The 19,099-nt window shown below is 70.8% G+C and carries 21 protein-coding genes; 16 read left to right on the forward strand and 5 right to left on the reverse strand.

Going from position 1 to position 19,099, the window contains the following annotated elements; all coding sequences use genetic code 11:
- The first annotated feature begins 58 nt into the window (after window positions 1-58).
- The 4 genes from OG906_RS19565 to ccsB are packed head-to-tail and all read left to right on the forward strand — an operon-like array spanning window position 59 to window position 4,289.
- Complete coding sequence (locus OG906_RS19565) at window positions 59-694, forward strand: TlpA family protein disulfide reductase (protein ID WP_329444496.1); 636 nt, start codon at window positions 59-61, stop codon at window positions 692-694.
- 4 nt (window positions 695-698) lie between these two features.
- Window positions 699-1,484 (forward strand): cytochrome c biogenesis CcdA family protein, encoded by a 786-nt coding sequence (locus tag OG906_RS19570; protein WP_053675337.1) that lies wholly within the window; start codon window positions 699-701, stop codon window positions 1,482-1,484.
- 13 nt (window positions 1,485-1,497) lie between these two features.
- On the forward strand, window positions 1,498-3,210 hold the full coding sequence (gene resB / locus OG906_RS19575) for a cytochrome c biogenesis protein ResB (protein ID WP_267801992.1): 1,713 nt from the start codon (window positions 1,498-1,500) through the stop codon (window positions 3,208-3,210).
- Entirely contained in the window at window positions 3,210-4,289 is a 1,080-nt protein-coding gene (gene ccsB / locus OG906_RS19580; protein ID WP_329448062.1) for a c-type cytochrome biogenesis protein CcsB, read from the forward strand. Before resB ends, ccsB begins: the two co-directional genes overlap by 1 nt.
- Before the next feature lie 129 nt (window positions 4,290-4,418).
- On the opposite strand, the gene OG906_RS19585 is transcribed toward ccsB, so the two are convergent.
- Window positions 4,419-4,835, reverse strand: a complete 417-nt coding sequence (locus OG906_RS19585) for a MarR family winged helix-turn-helix transcriptional regulator (protein ID WP_329448063.1) — start codon at window positions 4,833-4,835, stop codon at window positions 4,419-4,421.
- A gap of 177 nt (window positions 4,836-5,012) precedes the next feature.
- Between OG906_RS19585 and OG906_RS19590 the strand changes: the two genes are divergently transcribed.
- On the forward strand, window positions 5,013-5,384 hold the full coding sequence (locus OG906_RS19590) for a cupin domain-containing protein (RefSeq protein WP_329444499.1): 372 nt from the start codon (window positions 5,013-5,015) through the stop codon (window positions 5,382-5,384).
- Window positions 5,385-5,422: 38 nt separating this feature from the next.
- Here the strand turns inward: OG906_RS19590 and OG906_RS19595 are convergent, their stop codons facing one another.
- The gene (locus OG906_RS19595) at window positions 5,423-6,895 is read right to left on the reverse strand and encodes an MFS transporter (protein ID WP_329448064.1); all 1,473 of its coding nucleotides are present in this window, start codon (window positions 6,893-6,895) and stop codon (window positions 5,423-5,425) included.
- A 136-nt stretch (window positions 6,896-7,031) separates the two neighbouring features.
- On the opposite strand from OG906_RS19595, the gene OG906_RS19600 reads away from it, so the two are divergent.
- Window positions 7,032-7,979 carry a LysR family transcriptional regulator gene (locus OG906_RS19600; RefSeq protein ID WP_329444501.1) on the forward strand — a complete coding sequence of 316 codons (948 nt, stop codon included), beginning with the start codon at window positions 7,032-7,034 and terminating at the stop codon, window positions 7,977-7,979.
- A gap of 47 nt (window positions 7,980-8,026) precedes the next feature.
- Window positions 8,027-9,310 (forward strand): serine hydrolase domain-containing protein, encoded by a 1,284-nt coding sequence (locus OG906_RS19605; RefSeq protein WP_329444503.1) that lies wholly within the window; start codon window positions 8,027-8,029, stop codon window positions 9,308-9,310.
- A gap of 26 nt (window positions 9,311-9,336) precedes the next feature.
- Here OG906_RS19605 and OG906_RS19610 read toward each other — a convergent pair whose 3' ends face one another.
- Entirely contained in the window at window positions 9,337-9,714 is a 378-nt protein-coding gene (locus tag OG906_RS19610) for a PLD nuclease N-terminal domain-containing protein (RefSeq protein WP_329444505.1), read from the reverse strand.
- 90 nt (window positions 9,715-9,804) lie between these two features.
- Here OG906_RS19610 and OG906_RS19615 point away from each other — a divergent pair, with 90 nt between their 5' ends.
- The 3 genes from OG906_RS19615 to mqnP are packed head-to-tail and all read left to right on the forward strand — an operon-like array spanning window position 9,805 to window position 12,646.
- Entirely contained in the window at window positions 9,805-11,259 is a 1,455-nt protein-coding gene (locus OG906_RS19615) for a menaquinone biosynthesis decarboxylase (protein WP_267801985.1), read from the forward strand.
- A complete protein-coding gene (locus OG906_RS19620; protein WP_329444508.1) occupies window positions 11,256-11,726 on the forward strand; it encodes a hypothetical protein in 471 nt (156 codons plus the stop codon). The genes OG906_RS19615 and OG906_RS19620 overlap by 4 nt, the downstream gene beginning before the upstream one ends.
- A complete protein-coding gene (gene mqnP, locus OG906_RS19625) occupies window positions 11,723-12,646 on the forward strand; it encodes a menaquinone biosynthesis prenyltransferase MqnP (protein WP_329444509.1) in 924 nt (307 codons plus the stop codon). Before OG906_RS19620 ends, mqnP begins: the two co-directional genes overlap by 4 nt.
- Here the strand turns inward: mqnP and OG906_RS19630 are convergent.
- Window positions 12,643-13,191, reverse strand: coding sequence for a rhomboid family intramembrane serine protease (locus OG906_RS19630; protein ID WP_443067462.1), 549 nt, complete (start codon window positions 13,189-13,191; stop codon window positions 12,643-12,645). The two genes, mqnP and OG906_RS19630, sit on opposite strands and share 4 nt — an antisense overlap.
- A gap of 153 nt (window positions 13,192-13,344) precedes the next feature.
- Here OG906_RS19630 and OG906_RS19635 point away from each other — a divergent pair, with 153 nt between their 5' ends.
- Window positions 13,345-14,034 (forward strand): UbiX family flavin prenyltransferase, encoded by a 690-nt coding sequence (locus OG906_RS19635; RefSeq protein ID WP_329444513.1) that lies wholly within the window; start codon window positions 13,345-13,347, stop codon window positions 14,032-14,034.
- Here the strand turns inward: OG906_RS19635 and OG906_RS19640 are convergent.
- Window positions 14,031-14,165: a hypothetical protein gene (locus tag OG906_RS19640; protein ID WP_267803235.1), complete on the reverse strand. Its 135-nt coding sequence runs from the start codon at window positions 14,163-14,165 to the stop codon at window positions 14,031-14,033. The genes OG906_RS19635 and OG906_RS19640 overlap by 4 nt on opposite strands.
- Window positions 14,166-14,290: 125 nt before the next feature.
- On the opposite strand from OG906_RS19640, the gene OG906_RS19645 reads away from it, so the two are divergent.
- The 5 genes from OG906_RS19645 to OG906_RS19665 all read left to right on the forward strand — a co-directional run bounded on the left by OG906_RS19645 (window position 14,291) and on the right by OG906_RS19665 (window position 18,864).
- On the forward strand, window positions 14,291-14,746 hold the full coding sequence (locus tag OG906_RS19645) for an Lrp/AsnC family transcriptional regulator (protein ID WP_267803232.1): 456 nt from the start codon (window positions 14,291-14,293) through the stop codon (window positions 14,744-14,746).
- A gap of 78 nt (window positions 14,747-14,824) precedes the next feature.
- The gene (mqnE, locus tag OG906_RS19650; RefSeq protein WP_329444515.1) at window positions 14,825-15,988 is read left to right on the forward strand and encodes an aminofutalosine synthase MqnE; all 1,164 of its coding nucleotides are present in this window, start codon (window positions 14,825-14,827) and stop codon (window positions 15,986-15,988) included.
- Window positions 15,989-16,200: 212 nt separating this feature from the next.
- Window positions 16,201-16,725 (forward strand): GNAT family N-acetyltransferase, encoded by a 525-nt coding sequence (locus OG906_RS19655; protein WP_329444517.1) that lies wholly within the window; start codon window positions 16,201-16,203, stop codon window positions 16,723-16,725.
- Between the two features lie 123 nt (window positions 16,726-16,848).
- Window positions 16,849-17,118 carry a DUF4229 domain-containing protein gene (locus OG906_RS19660; RefSeq protein ID WP_267827881.1) on the forward strand — a complete coding sequence of 90 codons (270 nt, stop codon included), beginning with the start codon at window positions 16,849-16,851 and terminating at the stop codon, window positions 17,116-17,118.
- A gap of 402 nt (window positions 17,119-17,520) precedes the next feature.
- Window positions 17,521-18,864 (forward strand): dicarboxylate/amino acid:cation symporter, encoded by a 1,344-nt coding sequence (locus OG906_RS19665; protein ID WP_329444520.1) that lies wholly within the window; start codon window positions 17,521-17,523, stop codon window positions 18,862-18,864.
- Window positions 18,865-19,099: the final 235 nt, after the last annotated feature.

A 19,099-nucleotide genomic window follows, 5' to 3' on the forward strand; every position in this document is an offset into this window, starting at 1 on the left:
TCGGTTCGCCGTCGGGGGGCGTGGAAGATCCGCAAATCGCCCATGCGAAACTTTTCACATGAGCCTTAGCCGCGCCCCCCGTCGCCGCCGCTCGACCAGCGGCCGCGCCATCCTGCTGACCGCGGTGACCCTCGCGAGCGCCCTCACCCTTTCGGCGTGCGGCGATTCGGGCAGCGGCAGCAAACCCTCCGGTTCCGCCGGCGGCAACTACGTGACGGGCCCCAGCGGCATCTCCACCGTCGCCAAGGGGGACCGTGCCGAGGCCCCCAGGCTGGACGGCGAGACCGTGGACGGCAAGACCCTCGACGTGACCTCCCTCAAGGGCAAGGTCGTCGTCCTCAACGTGTGGGGCTCGTGGTGCCCGCCCTGCCGGGCCGAGGCCCCGTACTTCGCGAAGGTGTCCAAGGCCATGGCCGACGGCGGCAAGGACGTCGCCTTCGTCGGCCTGAACACCCGGGACAACAGCAAGCAGAACGCCGCCTCCTTCGAAGAGACCTACGGGATCACCTACCCGAGCCTCTACGACCCGGACGGCAAGCTGATGCTCCGCTTCCCCAAGGGCACGCTCAACCCGCAGTCGATCCCCTCCACGATCGTCCTCGACAAGGAGGGGCGGATCGCCGCCCGCACCCTGGTCGCGGTCAACGAGGAGCAGCTGCGCTCGATGATCGACCCGCTCCTCGCGGAGAAGTGACCTCGTGGTCTCCGAGCTCCCCCACCTCGTCCTCGCCGCCGAGGCGACCGGCGTGAACACCACCGTCCTCAACGGCGCGCTGCTGCTGGCCCTGCCCCTCTCGCTGTTCGCGGGTCTGGTGTCCTTCTTCTCGCCCTGCGTGCTGCCGCTGGTCCCCGGCTACCTGTCCTACGTGACCGGCGTCGGCGGAGCGGACCTCGCCGAGGCCCGACGCGGGCGGATGCTGGCCGGCGCGGGACTGTTCGTCCTCGGCTTCACGGCCGTCTTCGTCTCGACGGGCGCGCTCTTCGGCTACTTCGGGGCGACGCTCGCGGACAACAAGGAACCCATCTCCCGGGCCCTCGGCGCCCTGGTGATACTCCTCGGCTTCTTCTTCATGGGCTGGATCCCCGGGCTGACGATGCGCGAGTTCCGCTTCCACAGGAAGCCGGCCGCCGGGCTGGTCGGCGCGCCCCTGCTGGGCGTGCTCTTCGGGGTCGGCTGGACGCCCTGCATGGGGCCGACGCTCGCGGCGGTCAACACGCTCTCCATCGACCAGGCGACCGCGGGCCGCGGCGCGCTGCTGACCGTCGTGTTCTGCCTGGGGCTGGGACTGCCCTTCATCGTCACCGCGATCGCCTTCCGCAAGGCGCTCGGTGCGTTCGGCTGGGTGAAGAAGCACTATGCATGGGTGATGCGGATCGGCGGCGGCATGCTGATCCTCACCGGCCTGCTGCTCGTCACAGGATGGTGGGGCACGCTCATCAGCGACATGCAGGCCTGGACCGACGGCTTCACGGTGGGGATCTGAGGACTACACGGACATGAGTACGACCGACAAGGCGTCCACCGAGACGCCGCACGAGTCCACCGAGCAGGCCGAGGCGAACGCCGACGCCGCCGCGGGCGCCCAACTGTCCACCGCCCCCCTGGAGGACGGTCCCACCGCCCCCGTCGGCATCGGCGTGATCGGCTGGGCCCGCTGGTTCTGGCGGCAGCTCACCTCCATGCGGGTGGCGCTGATCCTGCTCTTCCTGCTGTCCCTGGGTTCCATCCCGGGCTCCCTGATCCCGCAGACCCAGGTCGACGCGATGAAGGTCGCGGAGTGGAAGCGGACCCACGACTTCTGGGTGCCCGTCGCCGAGAAGCTCCAGCTCTTCGACGTCTACAGCTCGGTGTGGTTCTCCGCGATCTACATCCTGCTGTTCGTGTCGCTGATCGGCTGCATCATCCCGCGCACCTGGCAGTTCGTCGGCCAGCTCACCGGCCGCCCGCCCGGCGCCCCCCGGCGCCTCGACCGGCTGCCCGCGTACGCGACGTGGCGCACGGAGAAGTCCCCGGACGAGGTGCTCTCGTACGCGAAGGACGTGCTCGGCCGGCGCCGCTTCCGCACCGAGGCGGGCCGGGACTCCGTGGCCGCCGAGAAGGGCTACCTGCGCGAGGCCGGCAACCTGGCCTTCCACATCGCCCTGATCTTCATGCTGGTGGCCTTCGCGGTCGGGCAGCTCTACAAGTCCGAGGGCGGCAAGCTCGTCCTGCGCGGCAAGGGCTTCTCGAACACGCTCACCCAGTACGACGACTTCAAGTCCGGCAGCCTCTTCTCCTCGGACAACCTGCCGCCGTTCTCGTTCACCCTGGACAAGTTCGACGCGACGTACGAGAAGACCGGGCCGCAGAAGGGCACCCCGCGCGACTTCAAGGCGTACGTGACCTTCAGCGAGGGCGCGGACGGCAAGCCGGTCAAGTCCGAGATCGAGGTCAACAAGCCGCTGGAGGTCGACGGCTCCAAGATCTTCCTCCTCGGTCACGGCTACGCGCCGGTCATCTCGGTGACCGACCCCGACGGCAAGGTGATCTACAAGGACGCCGTGCCGATGCTGCCCTTCGACGCGAACCTCAGCTCGTCGGGCGCCGTCAAGGTCACCGACGGCTACAAGAACAAGGACGGCAAGGCGGAGCAGCTCGGCTTCAACGCCATGTTCGTGCCCACCTTCGCGGGTGAGGGCAAGGGCACGATGCTCTCGCAGTTCCCGGCCCTGGACTTCCCGGTCCTCGCGCTCAGCGCCTACCACGGCAGCCTCGGCGTGGACTCGGGTCTGCCGCAGAACGTGTACCAGCTGAACACCTCGAAGATGAAGCAGTTCGAGGACGACAAGGGCGAGCTGTTCAAGCAGAAGCTGCTGCCCGGCGAGACGATGACCCTGCCGAACGGCGCGGGCACCGTGAAGTTCGAGGGCGTCGAACGCTGGGCCACCTTCTCGGTCACCCAGCAGCCGGCCAACGGCCTGGCCCTCGCGGGCGCCGTCGTCGCGATCGGCGGCCTGGCCGCCTCGCTGTTCATCCAGCGCCGCCGGATCTGGGTCCGGGCGGTCACCGGCAAGGACGGCGTCACCGTCGTCGAGATGGCGGGCCTCGGCCGCAGCGAGTCCGCCAAGCTCCCGGAGGAGCTCGCGGTGCTCTCCGCCGCGCTCCACCAGCAGGCGCCCACCGCGCCCGACCAACCTGTCACGGAACCTGTCGAAGGGGAGCGCGGATGATGACGCCGCTCGCAGCCGCAGCCAACGAGAACCTGGCTCAGCTCAGCAATTACCTGGTCTATTCGTCGATGGCGGTCTACACGCTCGCCTTCCTCGCGCACATCACCGAGTGGACGTTCGGCAGCCGCAGCAAGGTCGCCCGCACGGCCGCCGCGCTGACCACCGCCAAGAGCGCCCAGGCCCCGGCCGTGCAGGTGCGCTCCCAGGGCGGCACCGCCGTCCTGGACCGGCCGAAGGTCGTCACCCGGTCCGCTTCCGGCTCGCGCGACGTCCCGGACGGTCCGGGCGCGGCCGGCGGCACCGCGCAGGGAGACCTGTACGGGCGGGTCGCGGTCTCGCTGACCGTGCTCGGCTTCCTCATCGAGGCGGCCGGCGTCGTGACCCGCGCCATGTCGGTGCAGCGGGCCCCCTGGGGCAACATGTACGAGTTCTCGGTGACCTTCTCCACGGTGGCCGTCGGCGCGTACCTGGTGCTGCTCCTGCTGAAGAAGAACGTGCGCTGGCTCGGCCTGATCCTCATCACCACCGTGCTGCTCGACCTGGGCATCGCCACCACGTGGCTGTACACCGACAGCGATCAGCTGGTGCCGGCCCTCCACTCGTACTGGCTGTGGATCCACGTCTCGACCGCCATCTTCTGCGGTGCGGTGTTCTACATCGGCGCGGCCGGCGCGGTGCTGTACCTGTTCCGCGACTCCTACGAGGCCCACCTCGAAGCCGGTCGCACGCCGGGCCGGTTCCGTTCCTCGGTGATGGAGCGGCTGCCCTCGGCGGCCTCGCTCGACAAGTTCTCGTACCGGATCAACGCGGCCGTCTTCCCGCTGTGGACCTTCACCATCGTGGCGGGCGCGATCTGGGCCGGCGACGCCTGGGGCCGCTACTGGGGCTGGGACCCCAAGGAGGTCTGGTCCTTCGTGACGTGGGTGGCGTACGCCTGCTACCTGCACGCCCGGGCCACCGCCGGCTGGAAGGGCCGCAAGGCCGCGTACCTCGCGCTCTTCGCCTTCGCCTGCTGGATCTGGAACTACTACGGCGTGAACATCCTGCTCAGCGGAAAGCACTCGTACGCGGGCGTCTGACGCGGACGTTCGACCGCACGGGCACAGGCCCGTCGGCGTCGCGGCTCATCATCCGAGCCGCGGCACCGGCGGGCCTTTCGTTTCCCCCGCCGCCGCTCAGGGTGCGCCGCCGTTCAGGGGAGGCGGGGTTCACCACACCGGTCGCAGGGCCGGGAGCGGGTCGTCCCCGTGCAGGGCGCGGACGACCCGCGTGAGTTCGCGCCGCAGCGCCGGGAGGTCGGCGGCGCCGGCCAGTTCGGCCTCCAGCTCGTGCATGACCGCGCCCGCGACGCTCAGGTGGTCGTAGGCCGCGCGGGTCAGGACCACCAGCTTGCGGCGGCCGCCCCCGGGGTGCGGCTCGCGCCGCACGTAGCCGCGTCGCTCCAGGTCGTCGACCATCTGCCCGGCCGCCTGCTTGGTCACCCCGAGTCGCTCGGCGAGCTCGGTGGCGGTGGCGCCGGGCCCCTTGAGGACCTGGAAGGCCATGCCGTGCAGGGGGCGCAGGTCGCCTTCGCCGACGGCGGTGAGGCGGCGGGTGAACTCGGCCAGCAGGAGCTGGAACCCCATCCCGACGAGGAGGGTCAGCTCGATGCCGGGATCTTCGGTCCCGTCGCCGCGGTGTCCGGGGTCGCCGTTGCCGGCTTCGGTTCTGGTCACGGGATTCATGGTGACACGGGTGAGTCAACCTGCTTTACTCGGTTCAACGAGTAAAGCAGCTTTACTCACCTTCGAGAGGACTCCGCCATGCGCGTGATCCACCCCTCCCCCGACCACGTCACCGTCACCCCGAACGCCACGATGACCGGCCACGCCGCCCCCAGCCGGGGCAGCGCCGAACTGAGCACCTGGCACGTCGACATGCCCGCCGGGAGCGCCGGCCCCGAGCACTGCGTCACCCGCGAGCAGGTCTGGACGGTCACCTCGGGCACCCTGGAGGTCACCTGCGAGGGCCGCACCGAGACGGTCGCCGCGGGCCGGACCCTGGTCCTGCCGCCCGACGTACCCCGTCGCATCAGCTCTCCCGAGCGGTTCGAGGCCCACGTCGCCATGCGCGCCGACGGCATCGTCTCCGTCACCGGCACGGAAGGCACCCGGACCCTGCCCTGGGCCGTGTGACCGGGCAGGGCGGGGTCCGGGGTGACGTCGCCGGGCGGTCAGGCCCCCACCGGCTTCGGCGCCGGACCCGGCCCGGGGGCCCCGGTCGCCGCGCCGACCGAGTCGGTCGAGGAGCCGGCCGGGGAGTCGATCGAGGGGCCGGACGCGGCCTCGGCCCCGGGTCCGGTCGCGGTCACCGTCCCGGCTCCGCCGGCGCGTCGCCGACGCAGGCCCGGCGCGCTGACCGCCGCGGCCGCGAGAACCGCCGCGAACGGCACCAGCAGCGCGGCCCGGTAGCCCGTCAGCGGGTCGGCGTACGCCGAGGCCACGCCGGTCACGGCGGCCAGCCCGACGGCCGCCCCGAACTGGAAGGACGTGTACAGCAGCCCGCCCGCCAGCCCCTGCTCGGACTCCTCGACGCCCTCGGTCGCCACGATCGTCAGCGGCCCGTAGACCAGCGCGAACGCCAACCCGAGCAGGATCAGGCTCGGCAGCATCATCAGGTACGTCCAGTCGGCGCCCAGCGGCAGGAACAGCCCGTACGAGAGCGCCGCCAGCAGCAGCCCGCCGAAGATCAGCCGGCCGTTGCCGAACCGCCCGACCAGCCTCGGCACCAACGTCGGTGACAGCACGGCGTCGATCCCGATCACGATCATCGCGAAGCTGGTCTCCAGCGTCGACCAGCCGCGCAGCTCCTGGAGGTACAGCACCACCAGGAACTGGAAGCCGAAGAACGCCCCCGAGAACAGCAGCGCCGCGGCGTTGGCCCGCACCAGCGCCCCGGAGCGCAGGATGCCGAGCCGGATCAACGGCTCCGCCGTCCGCCGCTCCACCAGGGCGAACGCGCCCAGCAGGGCGAGCCCCAGCGCGGCCGGCCAGACCGTGGTCTCCTCCACGCCCCACACCAGCAGCACCACCGCCGCGGTCACCAACACCCCGCCCGGCAGGTCGAGACGTCCCCGGGTCGCCCCGCGCACCTCGCGCGGTACGAGGGCCAGCGCGCCCACCAGGATCAGCACGGCCGCCGCCACCGGCGCGAAGAACACCCACCGCCACCCGGCGGAGGCCAGCAGCCCGCCCGCGACGAGCCCGATGGAGAAACCGCCGGCAGCCGTCCCGGAGTACACCAGCAGCGCCTTCTCCCGCTGCGGCCCCTCCTCGAAGCCGGTGGTGATGATCGACAGTCCGGCCGGGGTCATGAAGGCCGCCGCGACCCCGGTGACGAACCGGGCGGCGACCAACTGCCAGCCCTCGGTGGCGAGTCCGCCCAGGCCGGAGAAGAGCAGGAAGACGGCCAGCCAGCCGACGAACATCCGCCGCCGCCCGAACAGGTCGGCCGCACGGCCGCCCAACAGCATGAAGCCGCCGTAGCCGAGCACGTACGCGCTCATCACCCACTGGAGTTCGCCGGTCTCCAGCCCGAGGTCGGCGCGGATCGAGGGCAGGGCCACGTTCAGCATCGCCACGTCGATGCCTTCGAGGAAGATCGCACCGCACAGGACGAGGAGCACGCCCCAGCGGCGCCTGTCGATCCTGCCGTCGTTGATGTGATCGGACACGGGACAACCTCACAGAACGGAAGGGAAGAAACGGGGAGTTGCCGGCCCCACCACCTTCGTCCGCCGCCCGAGGGGGAACAACGCCGAAGAGAACAACGTTCGTTCAGCCATGCTTACCGATCGCGACGAGCTCGACTGCTTCCTGATCCTCGCGGAGGAACTGCACTTCGGCCGGACCGCCGAACGGATGCTGCTGTCCCGCGCCCGCGTCAGCCAACTCGTCCAGCGCCTGGAGCGCCGCATCGGCGCGCCGCTGTTCCTGCGGACCAGCCGCAGCGTCGTCCTCACCGCCCTCGGCGCGCAGTTGCGCACCGACCTGGAGCCGCACCACCGGGGGATCGCCGCCGCCCTCGACCGGGCCGCCGCCACCGCCCGCGCCGCCGACGGGGTGCTGCACGTCGGCTTCACCACGCCGCCCGCCGGGGAGGTCGTCCTGCGGGCCGCCGAAGCACTGCGCGTCACCCACCCCGGCCTGGCCGTCGAGGTGTGCGAGGTGCCGCTCTCGGATCCGTACGGGCAGTTGCGCAGCGGCGACTTCGACGTCGCCTTCGCCGAGTTCCCGGTGCGGGAGTCGGACCTGGGGGAGGGGCCGGTGCTGTTCGTCGAGGAGCGGGCGCTGGCCGTGCCCGCCGGGCACCCGCTGGCCGCGCGGGAGTCGGTGTCCATGGAGGACCTGGCGGGGGTCGCGCTGCTGAGCATCGGCGGGGACCTGCCGCCGTACCGCCGCGCGTACCTGACGCCCGCGCGCACCCCGGCCGGCCGGTCGATCGGGCGCGGCCCGGAGGTGACGAACATGCAGGAGGCGCTGATGCTGGTCGCCGCGGGCCGGGGCGCGCTGCTGGTCGCCGCGCACGCGGCGACGTACTTCGCCCGCCCGGGCGTCGCGTACGTCCCCTTCTCGGACGCCGAGCCCGCCGGCTACGGCCTGGTCTGGCGCGCGGCCGACAACTCGGGCGCGGTACGGGCCTTCGCGAGCGCGGCGCTCGACACGGTGGGGCGGGGCGCGGCGGGCGGAGGGGCCGCGCAGGGGGCCGCCCGCGCTGGTAAAATTGGGTGATTTCATGACAAAAGGGGGGCGATGGACGCAACGGCTGTGGTGATCGCATGAGGAGCTCCCGAGCGGCCTGGCTCGCACCCTGCATGGCCCTCGTGCTCGCGGGCGGCGCCGTTCCCGCGGGAACGGCCGCCACGGCGGCGACCCGACCACCGCCCCCGCCCGCCGCGGCGACGAACACCCCGACCCCCGCGGCGTCGGCCCTCAAGCCGATCGACCCGGCCGCCTTCCAGGCCGCCGTGGCCCGCGCCGCGAAGAAGCTCTCGGTGCCCGGTGCGGTCGTCCTCTTGCAGACCCCCCAGGGGACCTTCCGGGCGATCGTCGGCACGAGCGAACTCGGCAAGACCACCCCGCCGGACACGCGCGACCACTTCCGCGTCGCCTCCAACACCAAGACGATGACGTCCGCACTGATCATGCTGCTGGCCCAGGACGGCGCGCTCCGCCTCACCGACCCGGTGTCCGATTACGTCCCGGGCGTGCCGAACGGCGCGCACATCACCCTCGCCGAGCTGCTGAAGATGCGCAGCGGGCTCTACAACTACACCGACGCGCCCGAGCTCGCGGCGACCCTCGACGCCGACCCGGGGAAGGCGTGGACCCCCCGGGAGGTCCTGGACATCGCCTTCAGGCACCCGCCGAACTTCGCGCCCGACGCGTCCTACGAGTACTCCAACACCAACTACGCCCTGCTCGGACTGGTCGCCGAGAAGGCCGGCGGTCGGCCCCTGGCCGAGCAGTTCCGGGACCGGCTGTTCGCCCCGCTCGCACTGGAGGGCACCGCGCTGCCGGACCTCCACGACCGGTCCCTGCCCGACCCCTTCGCGCACGGCTACATGTACGGCGGATCGTCGTACGCACTGGTCGACAAGCCCTACCCCGCCGAGATGCGCGAGGCGGCGACGACGGGCAGGCTCCGGCCGATCGACTACACGTTCCAGAACCCGTCCTACGCCACCGCCGCCGGAGGGGTCGTGTCCACGGCGCGGGACCTGGCGGCCTGGATCCGGGCCCTGGTGTCGGGCAAGGTCCTGAACGCCGCGACTCAGCAGCAGTGGCTGGGCAGCCCGCAGTCCGAGGGCCCGGACGCGCACGGGCAGGAGTACGGCTACGGCATCGCGCACCAGCGGTTCGCCCCGAACGCCGCCATGTACTACCACGGCGGTGAACTCCCGGGGTTCAACTCCTTCATCGGACACGACCCGGACAACGACGTCACGCTCGTGATCTGGACGAACCTGACCGTGGCACCCGACGGCCGGGCCACGGCGATCGCCCTGCTGCCCACGATCCTCGACCAGGTCTACGCCGGGCTCGACCTGCCGACCGGATAGCCCCCCGTCCGGGGGCGGCCCGCGCCCTAGTCCTTGTCGCGGTCCCGGTCCCGGTCGCGGTCCTTGTCCTGCTCGCGGTCCGTGTCCTTCTCCACGTCCTTCGCCGCGTCCGTTTCGTCGTCCCGCTCCCTGGTGCGGTCCTGCTCCTCGCGCAGCGAGTTCAGGAACTCCGGGTTGTCGTCGGGCGCGACCCAGCGCGTGCGGCCGGCCCGGCCGGCGGACGCCTGCCGCTTCTTGCCCGAGTACAGCCAGACGATCGCCCCGACGATCGGGAAGACCAGGACGATGAGGACCCAGACCACCTTCTGCAGGTGCTTGACCTCCTCCTCCGGCGTGTTCAGACAGTCGATGAAGGCATAGACGGTCAGCGCGATGAGAAGCAGGAAGGGCAGATAGCGCAGCACGGTGCGGGACCGACTCCCAGGCAGTGGCGGCGGGACCGCGTCGGGCCCCGGTGACGCTCCCAGGGTAGTTGGTGACGGATACTGGGCCCCATGGCTTACGACGATCTCCGCTCGCTGCTCCGGGCTCTGGAGCGGGAGGGCGACCTCAAGCGCATCAAGGCCGAAGTCGACCCGTATCTGGAGATCGGGGAGATCGTCGACAGAGTGAACAAGGCGGGCGGGCCCGCGCTGCTCTTCGAGAACGTGAAGGGCTCGGCGATGCCGCTGGCCATGAACGTCTTCGGCACCGACCGCCGGCTCCTGAAGGCCCTCGGCCTGAAGTCGTACGCGGAGATCAGCGAGAAGATCGGCGGACTGCTCAAGCCCGAGCTGCCCCAGGGCTTCATCGGCGTCCGCGAGGCCTTCGGCAAGCTCGGCTCGATGGTGCACGTGCCGCCGCGGAAGGTGAAGGGCGACGCCCCCGTCCAGGAGGTCGTGCTCACCGGCGACGACGTGGACCTGGACCTGCTGCCGGCCCTCTTCACCTGGCCCAAGGACGGCGGGTCCTTCTTCAACCTCGGCCTGACGCACACCAAGCACCCGGAGACGGGCGTGCGCAACCTCGGCCTGTACCGCCTCCAGCGCCACGACAAGCGCACCATCGGCATGCACTGGCAGATCCACAAGGACAGCCGCAACCACTACGCGGTCGCCGCGGCCCGGGGCGAGCGGCTGCCCGTCGCCATCGCCTTCGGATGTCCGCCGGCCGTGACGTACGCGTCCACCGCGCCGCTGCCCGGCGACATCGACGAGTACCTCTTCGCCGGCTTCGTGGCGGGCAAGCGCATCGAGATGGTCGACTGCAAGACGGTCCCGCTCCAGGTGCCCGCCAACGCCGAGGTCGTCATCGAGGGCTGGCTGGAGCCGGGCGAGATGCTGCCCGAGGGCCCCTTCGGCGACCACACCGGCTTCTACACGCCGCAGGAACCGTTCCCCGCACTCACGATCGACTGCGTGACGATGCGCAAGCGTCCCCTGCTCCAGTCGATCGTCGTCGGCCGTCCGCCGACCGAGGACGGTCCGCTCGGGCGCGCCACCGAACGCTTCTTCCTGCCCCTGCTCAAGATCATCGTGCCGGACATCGTGGACTACCACCTCCCCGAGTCGGGCGGCTTCCACAACTGCGCGATCGTCTCGATCGACAAGAAGTACCCCAAGCACGCGCAGAAGGTCATGCACGCCATCTGGGGCGCCCACATGATGTCGCTGACCAAGCTGATCATCGTGGTGGACAAGGACTGCGACGTCCACGACCTGCACGAGGTCTCCTGGCGGGCGCTGGGCAACACCGACTACTCCCGCGACCTGACCGTCGTGGAAGGACCCGTCGACCACCTCGACCACGCCTCCTACCAGCAGTTCTGGGGCGGCAAGGCGGGGATCGACGCCACTCGGAAGCTGCCCGAGGAGGGCTACACCCGCGACGGCGGCTGGCCCGACATGGTGGAGTCCGACCCGGCGACGGCGGCCCTGGTGGACCGCCGCTGGAAGGAGTACGGACTGTGAGCCCGATCGCGGTGGGCGGTCCCGAGCTCTTCATCGGGGACGACAGCACCTACGTGGCGCTCGTGCGCCCGGAACTCGACGCGGCGGACGAGGACGTCCGGGCGGCGGCCGAGCAGGCCGGCGTCTCCCCGGAGGAGTTCGCCGGCCCCGGGAACGTGTGGGCGCTGCTCACCGACGTCGAGGACGGCGAGGGCGACGGCTTCGAACTGCCGGGCCTGCGCGACATCGAGGCCGAGGACTTCGCGGAGCGACTGCTCGCCGGCCTCGCCGGGGCCGCGCCGTTCACCGTCGAAGCGGGCGACGTGCTGCGCCTGGACGGCCGCCCGACGGGCGACGACTGGTCCTTCACGGCCCACGTCACCCCGCCCGAGGGCCACGACGGGCCGGCGCAGAGCCTGGAGACCGGGCCGCTGCCCGGCGCACGACTGCTGGCCGACATCGAAGCGTTCCGGAGGAGTCTCGTATGACCTCGGCAGCCGAAGGCGTCGTCGGCCCCGGCCCGGCGCCGCAGACCGGCAACAAGGCGAAGGCCTTCCTGCGCCTCGTGATGATCGAGCACTCGGTCTTCGCGCTGCCCTTCGCCTACATCGCCGCCCTGACCGCGATGTTCGAGCTCGACGGGACCGTGCACTGGGGCAAGCTGCTGCTCGTCACCGTCTGCATGGTGGGCCTGCGGACCTTCGCGATGGCCGCCAACCGGATCATCGACCGGGAGATCGACGCCCGCAACCCGCGCACCGCCGGGCGTGAACTCGTCACCGGCGCGGTGTCGGTGCGGACCGCCTGGACGGGGGCCGGGGTCGCGCTGGTCGTGTTCCTCGGCTCGGCGGCGCTGCTGAACCCGCTGTGCCTGATGCTGGCGCCGCTCGCCGTGGTCCCGATGGTGGTCTACCCGTACGGGAAGCGCTTCACGGACTTCCCGCACGCCATCCTGGGCCTGGCCCAGGCGATCGGGCCGATCGGGGCCTGGCTGGCGATCACCGGCGAGTGGTCCTGGGACGCGGTGATCCTCGGCCTCGCGGTCGGCGTGTGGATCGGCGGCTTCGACCTGATCTTCGGCTGCCAGGACGTGGCGGCCGACCGCGCGGAGGGCGTCCGCTCGGTCCCGGCCCGCTTCGGCATCCCGGCGGCCCTGTGGGGCGCGCGCGGGGCGCACGTGGTGACCACCGCCCTGCTCGCCTGGTACGCGGTGGCGACGGACGCGGGCCCGATCTTCTGGTTCGGCCTGCTGATCGTCGTCGCGGCCTTCGTCTACGAGCACACCATCGTGAAGCCGCACGACCTGTCCCGCCTGAACCGGGCCTTCTTCACGGTGAACGGCTTCATCGGCATCGCACTGTTCGTCTGCGCGCTGCTGGACCTCGTGGTGCGGGGCCTGACGCTCTAGACCCCTTGGGGCAGCGCCGCGGGGCGGTCGGGGCGGCGGAAGAACAGGGCCGTGACCACGCCCGTCACGAGGCCGCAGAGGTGCCCCTGCCAGCTGACGCCGGGGGTCAGGGGCAGGATGCCCGCCAGGACGGTGGCGCCCCAGTAGAGGCCGATGGCCAGTCCCACCACGATGCCGAGGGCCTTGCGTTCGACGAAGCCGCGGACGACGACGTAGCCGAAGAGCCCGAAGACCACGCCGGAAGCGCCGGCGGTGAGGGTGTACGACGGCGAGATCAGCCAGGTGCCGAGGCCGTCGGCCGCGATGATCAGGGCGCAGACGGCGAGGAAGCGGCGGATCCCCCCGAGGGCGGCGACGAAGCCGAACACCAGCAGCGGAACGCTGTTGGCCGCCACGTGATCGAAGCCGAAGTGCAGGAACGCCGCCAGGGGGACCCGCAGCAGGCTCCCCGGCTCGCGCGCCTCGATCCCGTACGCGTCGAGCGCGTGACCGGTGGCGAAGTCAACCGCCTCTATCAGCCAGAGCAGCGCCACCCATCCCAGCATCAACTGGGCGGCGGCCTTGGCCCGGTGGGTCCGGGTCCATGTCTCGTCCACGCTCGTGCTCACCGCTGCCCCCTCGTTCGCGCATCCCACCCCCTGGGACGTGCGGACACCTTATCGAGTGCCCGCGTGCCGTGGCCGGATAGTCTCGGAGGTATGACTGAGGGCAAGCGCACCCCGTGGGTGGTCGGGGTTTCCGGGGCGTCCGGGACGCCGTACGCGGCGGCGGTGATCCGGGGACTCCTCGCGGCGGGGGAAGGCGTGGACCTGGTGGTGAGCCGGGCCTCTCGGCTCACCCTGTTGGACGAGACCGGGATCGCCTTCCGCGACGCGCACTGGCGGGCCGACCTGGCCGAGTGGCTGGGGCGCGGGGCGGACGGCAAGCCGGGCACCTTCACGGGGCTCGACCTGGACGGCGTACGCCACTGGGCGGCGGGGGACCTGGCGGCCGGACCGAGCTCGGGCTCGTACCCCGTCAAGGGGATGCTGATCGTGCCGGCGTCGACGGCCTGCGTGGCGGGGGTCGCGCTGGGGCTGTCGAAGGACCTGCTCCAGCGGGTCGCGAGCGTGACGCTCAAGGAGCGGCGCCGACTGGTGGTCGCGGTACGCGAGACCCCGCTGAGCGGGCAGACGTTGAAGCAGTTGGTGGCGCTGGACGAGGCGGGCGCGATCGTGCTGCCCGCCTCTCCGGCCTTCTACGCGGGTGCGACGCACATCCAGGATCTGGTGGACTTCGTCGCGGGGCGAGTGCTGGACGCGGCAGGGGTGCCGCACCGGCTGTATCGCCGTTGGGAGGGGGAGCTGGGAGGCTCCCGCGCTCCCCAGGGGGCAGGCGGCGGTGACTAGCGCTTCTTGGCGCTGCGCGGCTTGCGGGTCTTGTCCACGCGCTGTGCGGCGGACGGCTGGTCGGTGCGGGATCGGTTGGCCAGCTCCTGGAGCTGTCGCATGTGCGCGTAGGCCATCTCGATCGTGTACACGGTGAAAACCACTCCTGAAGATCGTCATTGATCTGTTGAAAAGATTCACAGGGTGTTGACCCTGTGTGCCTTAGATTCTATACCTAGACTTGCAGGATCGCCGAATAATGGAAGGCTCCATACAAATGGACACGGTGGACAGGCAGCTCATCCAGGCACTCCGGGAGAACGGGCGTGCCTCGTACGCGGAGCTGGGCCGTCTCGTGGGCCTCTCCGGCCCCAGCGTCACCGACCGGATCAACCGCCTGGAGACCGCGGGCGTGATCACGGGCTACCGCGCGACCGTGGACTCGGCCTCGCTCGGTCTCGGCGTCACGGCGCTGATCGGCATCTCCCTCTCCGACGCCGCGGACCACGAGGACGTGGCCCGCCGGCTGCGCGACCTGGCGGAGATCGAGGACTGCTGGTTCATCGCGGGGGACGACTCCTTCATGTTGAAGGTGCGCGCCAGCGACGTGGACGGCCTGGAGAAGATCATCCGGAGGCTGTCCGGCACCAAGGGCGTCTCCCGCACCCGCACCACGATCGTGCTCTCCACGAAGTGGGAGAACCGGGTCGGGGAGCTGCCCGAGGAGGCCTGAGAGTACGGTGGGTCGCGGCGGTTGCAGGCAGTGCGGGACATGTAGTGCAGTGCAGGACACGTAGAGGAGACGACCGGGATGGACGCTGGGCTCAAGCGCGAGCTGGAGGAGAAGGTCCGCTCCGGCGAGCGGCTGACGCGTGAGGACGGCATCGCCCTCTACGAGTCGGACGACCTGGCCTGGCTCGGCGGCCTCGCCCACGAGGTGCGCACGCGCAAGAACGGCGACGTCGTCCACTTCAACGTCAACCGTCACCTCAACATGACGAACGTGTGCACCGCGTCCTGCGCCTACTGCTCGTTCCAGCGCAAGCCGGGCGAGAAGGACGCGTACACGATGCGCATCGAGGAAGCCGTCCGCCTGGCCAAGGCCATGGAGAACGACAACCTCACCGAGCTGCACATCGTCAATGGCCTGCACCCGACCCTGCCGTGGCGCTACTACCCGCGCTCGCTCTCCGCGCTCAAGGAGGCGCTGCCGAGCGTCTCGCTGAAGGCGTTCACGGCCACCGAGATCCACCACTTCGAGACGATCTCCGGGATGTCGGCCTCCGACATCCTGGACGAGCTGATCGAGGCCGGCCTGGAGTCGCTGACCGGCGGCGGCGCCGAGATCTTCGACTGGGAGGTGCGGCAGCACATCGTCGACCACCGCACCCACTGGGAAGACTGGTCGCGCATCCACCGGCTGGCGCACTCCAAGGGTCTGAAGACCCCCGCGACGATGCTCTACGGGCACATCGAGGAGCCGCGCCACCGCGTGGACCACGTGCTGCGACTGCGCGAGCTCCAGGACGAGACCGGCGGCTTCCAGGTCTTCATCCCGCTGCGCTACCAGCACGACTTCGTGGACATGAAGGACGGCAAGGTCCGCAACAAGCTCCAGGCGCGCACGACGATGGCGACGGGCGCCGAGGCGCTGAAGACCTTCGCCGTCTCCCGGCTGCTCTTCGACAACGTGCCGCACGTCAAGGTGTTCTGGGTGATGCACGGCGTGCAGACCGCCCAGCTCGCGCTCCAGCACGGCGCGGACGACATGGACGGCTCGGTCGTCGAGTACAAGATCACGCACGACGCCGACAACTACGGCACCCCGAACAAGCTGGGTCGCGAAGACCTCCTGGAGCTCATCCGCGAGGCCGGCTTCCGCCCGGTCGAGCGGAACACGCGCTACGAGATCATCCGCGAGTACCCGGGCCCGGAGGCGGACCTGCGCGAGACGCCGCAGGCCATGCGCCTCTGACGCCCCGTACTCCGAGCCGCGCTCGGAGTCGCACCCCGAGTCGCTCTCCGAGCCGCTTCGCCGGCCCGCCGTCAGGCCCCGGTCCCGTCAGGGATCGGGGCCTGACGCGTGTGTCGGGGCCCGGGGTGGGTGCGGGGTGGGCGCGGGCCATTGCCCGGGTCGTTGCCCGACGCTCGTTGCCCGACCGTCGTGGTAATGGTTAGTCTTCGGCTATGGCCCTTACCTTCACCTTCGATCCCGCGATCGACGCGGCCCTGCGCGACGGGATCATCGAGCTCTGGACCGACGTCACCAACGCCGGCGGCGCGGTGGGGTTCGTACCGCCCGTGACCGCCGACGTCGTGCGGCCCGAACTGGTCAAGCACCTCGCGGCCCTCGCCGAAGGCCGTATGCGGCTCCTCGTCGGACGCGACGAGGAGGGCAGGGTCGCCGCCACCGCGTTCCTCGCCTTCAACGCCCACCGCCTCCAACGGCACTGGGTCTGGGCGTACACCGTGATGGTCGCCCCCGCCCTCCAGGGGCGGGGCGCGGGCCGGGAACTGATGGCGGCCCTCGCCGACTCCGCGCGCACCCTCGACGGCATCGAGGCCATCCGCCTCGGCGCCCGCGGCGGCCTCGGTCTGGAGCGCTTCTACGCCGCCTGCGGCTACAAAGAGGTCGGCCGCGTCCCCGACGCCATCCGCGTCGCACCCGGCGACGACCGCGACGACATCACCTTCCTGCTGCCGCTGCACTGACCCCGGCGGGCCGGGGCGGGGGCCCGGCGTGCTTCACTGGACGGGCACGTGCCGACGTACGAAGACGAGAGAGAAGGGGTCACCGTGTCCCTCAAGCCGAGCGCGACGATCCGCTACACCGCGATGCGCCTGGGCATCTTCGTCGGATGCCTCGTCCTCGTCGCCGTACTGGTGCGTCTGGGCTGGGTGCCCTCCGGGCTGGGCGACGCCAACGTCGCGTGGCTCGTACTGCTCGCCCTCGTGCTGTCCGCGCCGCTGTCCTTCGTACTGCTGCGCAAGCAGCGTGACGAGATGTCCGTGCAGATCTCCGGACGCGTCGCGGGTGCGAAGGAGAAGCTGGCCGCGAACCGCAGCCAGGAGGACTCGGCCGACGACGCGGCCCGCGTGAGCTAGCCCGCGGGGGCTCGGGCCCCTGTTGGTTTCATCACACACCGAACCGCCCCAGCAACGGGAATACCGCCCGTAACGCTGGGGCGTTGGTGTTTTCCGGAACGGCCCGCGCGAGTCCCGCGCCGGCCTGGCTCAAAGGGCGCCTTTGAGAATCTCAAAGGCGAAGTGTTAGCGTGTTCAACATGTTGACCACAGCTGCGCACCAGATGACCGCGAGCGTCCCGCTCGTGGCGCGCCTGCACGTCGACCTCTGCCGCCGCGTGTCCGCGGCCTGTTGCTGTCGCTGAACCGTTGTCACCGAGTTGAGCTGAATCGACACAGCAGCGGTCCCGGCCGGCCCCCTTCTGGCTGCCGCACCGCATCACCGCAGAACCGCCACCCCATTTCTTGTGCGTCCCCCGGAGAGTGTCCGTGTCCGAGACCCCCCAGGCCCAGGCTCCCGCCAAGGCCAGGTTCAAGTTCCCCTTCTGGGCGCAGATCGTCACCGGTCTCGTGCTCGGCGTCCTGTTCGGTTGGCTCGCCAAGAGCCAGGACATCAGCTGGCTCAAGACGACCCTGGAGCAGGTCGGCGACATCTTCGTCCAGCTGCTGAAGCTGGCCGTCGCCCCGCTCGTCTTCTTCGCGATCCTGGTGTCCATCACCAACCTGCGGAAGGTGAACAACGCCGCCAGGCTCGCCTCCCGCACGCTGCTCTGGTTCATGATCACGTCGCTGATCGCGGTGGGCATAGGCCTCGCCATCGGCCTCCTGACCAACCCGGGCGCCGGCACCGGCCTCACCCCGCAGGACGGCAAGCTGCCCAAGCACCAGGGCTCCTGGATCGACTTCCTGACCGGCATCGTCCCCACCGACGTCATCACGCCGTTCACCGAACTGAACGTGCTCCAGATCGTCTTCATGGCCGCCGTCGCCGGCATCGCCGCCCTCCAGCTCGGCAGCAAGGCGCAGCCCGTCCTGAGCCTCGCCGAGTCCGTGCTGGAACTCCTGCAGAAGGCCCTGTGGTGGGTCATCCGCCTCGCGCCCATCGGCACCGTCGGCCTCATCGGCACCGCCATCGCCACCTACGGCTGGGACCTGATCGGCAAGTACGCCACCTTCACCGCCGACGTCTACATCGGCTCGGCGCTCGTGATGTTCGGCGTCTACCCGCTGCTCCTCGCCACGGTCGCCAAGGTCAACCCGATCCAGTTCTTCAAGGGCGCCTGGCCGGCCATCCAGCTGGCCTTCGTCTCCCGCTCCTCGGTCGGCACCATGCCGGTCACCCAGAAGGTCACCGAGCGCCTCGGCGTCCCGAAGGAGTACGCCTCCTTCGCCGTCCCGTTCGGCGCCACCACCAAGATGGACGGCTGCGCCGCGATCTACCCGGCGCTCGCCGCGATCTTCATCGCGCAGATCTTCGACGTGCAGCTGGGCATCAAGGAGTACGTGCTCATCGCCTTCGTGTCGGTGGTCGGCTCCGCCGCCACGGCCGGTCTGACGGGCGCCACGGTCATGCTGACCCTGACCCTCTCCACCCTGGGCCTGCCCCTGGAGGGCGTGGGCCTGCTGATGGCGATCGACCCGATCCTCGACATGATGCGCACCGCCACCAACGTGGCCGGCCAGGCCGTCGTCCCGGTCATCGTCTCGGCCCGCGAAGGGATCCTGGACAAGGAGGCCTACGCCACCGCGTCGTCCTCCCCGCTCGACGAGGCGTCCGAGGAGCGTGCCGAGGAGCGCGCCGAGGCCCCGGTCCCGGTCGCGGCCTGACCGTTGCCTGAGTGCCTGAGTGCCTGAGTGCCTGAGTGCCTGAGTGCCTGAGCGCCTGACCGTGTGAACGTCCGGCCGTGCGGTTGTCCGCCGCTCGCAGGACGCGTACTCATCGCGGCCCCCGCCCCCGTCCGGGCGGGGGCCGCGGTGTTTTCCCGTACCCGCCGCCCGGTGATCCCGTGGGGCGGGTTTCGACGCCGCCGCCGGTCGGCGGCGGGGCGGCCGGGGTGCCCGG

The sequence above is a fragment of the Streptomyces sp. NBC_01426 genome (genome assembly GCF_036231985.1).
In the GTDB taxonomy this organism is placed as follows: Bacteria; Actinomycetota; Actinomycetes; order Streptomycetales; family Streptomycetaceae; genus Streptomyces.

Bases quoted from the DNA above. Each gene is read 5' to 3' on its own strand.
- OG906_RS19565 (WP_329444496.1), top strand. From the start codon at position 59: ATGAGCCTTAGCCGCGCCCCCCGTCGCCGCCGCTCGACCAGCGGCCGC.
- resB (WP_267801992.1), top strand. From the start codon at position 1,498: ATGAGTACGACCGACAAGGCGTCCACCGAGACGCCGCACGAGTCCACC.
- ccsB (WP_329448062.1), top strand. From the start codon at position 3,210: ATGACGCCGCTCGCAGCCGCAGCCAACGAGAACCTGGCTCAGCTCAGC.
- OG906_RS19585 (WP_329448063.1), bottom strand. From the start codon at position 4,835: ATGGGGTTCCAGCTCCTGCTGGCCGAGTTCACCCGCCGCCTCACCGCC.
- OG906_RS19590 (WP_329444499.1), top strand. From the start codon at position 5,013: ATGCGCGTGATCCACCCCTCCCCCGACCACGTCACCGTCACCCCGAAC.
- OG906_RS19600 (WP_329444501.1), top strand. From the start codon at position 7,032: ATGCTTACCGATCGCGACGAGCTCGACTGCTTCCTGATCCTCGCGGAG.
- OG906_RS19605 (WP_329444503.1), top strand. From the start codon at position 8,027: ATGAGGAGCTCCCGAGCGGCCTGGCTCGCACCCTGCATGGCCCTCGTG.
- OG906_RS19615 (WP_267801985.1), top strand. From the start codon at position 9,805: ATGGCTTACGACGATCTCCGCTCGCTGCTCCGGGCTCTGGAGCGGGAG.
- mqnP (WP_329444509.1), top strand. From the start codon at position 11,723: ATGACCTCGGCAGCCGAAGGCGTCGTCGGCCCCGGCCCGGCGCCGCAG.
- OG906_RS19630 (WP_443067462.1), bottom strand. From the start codon at position 13,191: ATGCTGGGATGGGTGGCGCTGCTCTGGCTGATAGAGGCGGTTGACTTC.
- OG906_RS19635 (WP_329444513.1), top strand. From the start codon at position 13,345: ATGACTGAGGGCAAGCGCACCCCGTGGGTGGTCGGGGTTTCCGGGGCG.
- OG906_RS19645 (WP_267803232.1), top strand. From the start codon at position 14,291: ATGGACACGGTGGACAGGCAGCTCATCCAGGCACTCCGGGAGAACGGG.
- mqnE (WP_329444515.1), top strand. From the start codon at position 14,825: ATGGACGCTGGGCTCAAGCGCGAGCTGGAGGAGAAGGTCCGCTCCGGC.
- OG906_RS19655 (WP_329444517.1), top strand. From the start codon at position 16,201: ATGGCCCTTACCTTCACCTTCGATCCCGCGATCGACGCGGCCCTGCGC.
- OG906_RS19660 (WP_267827881.1), top strand. From the start codon at position 16,849: ATGCGCCTGGGCATCTTCGTCGGATGCCTCGTCCTCGTCGCCGTACTG.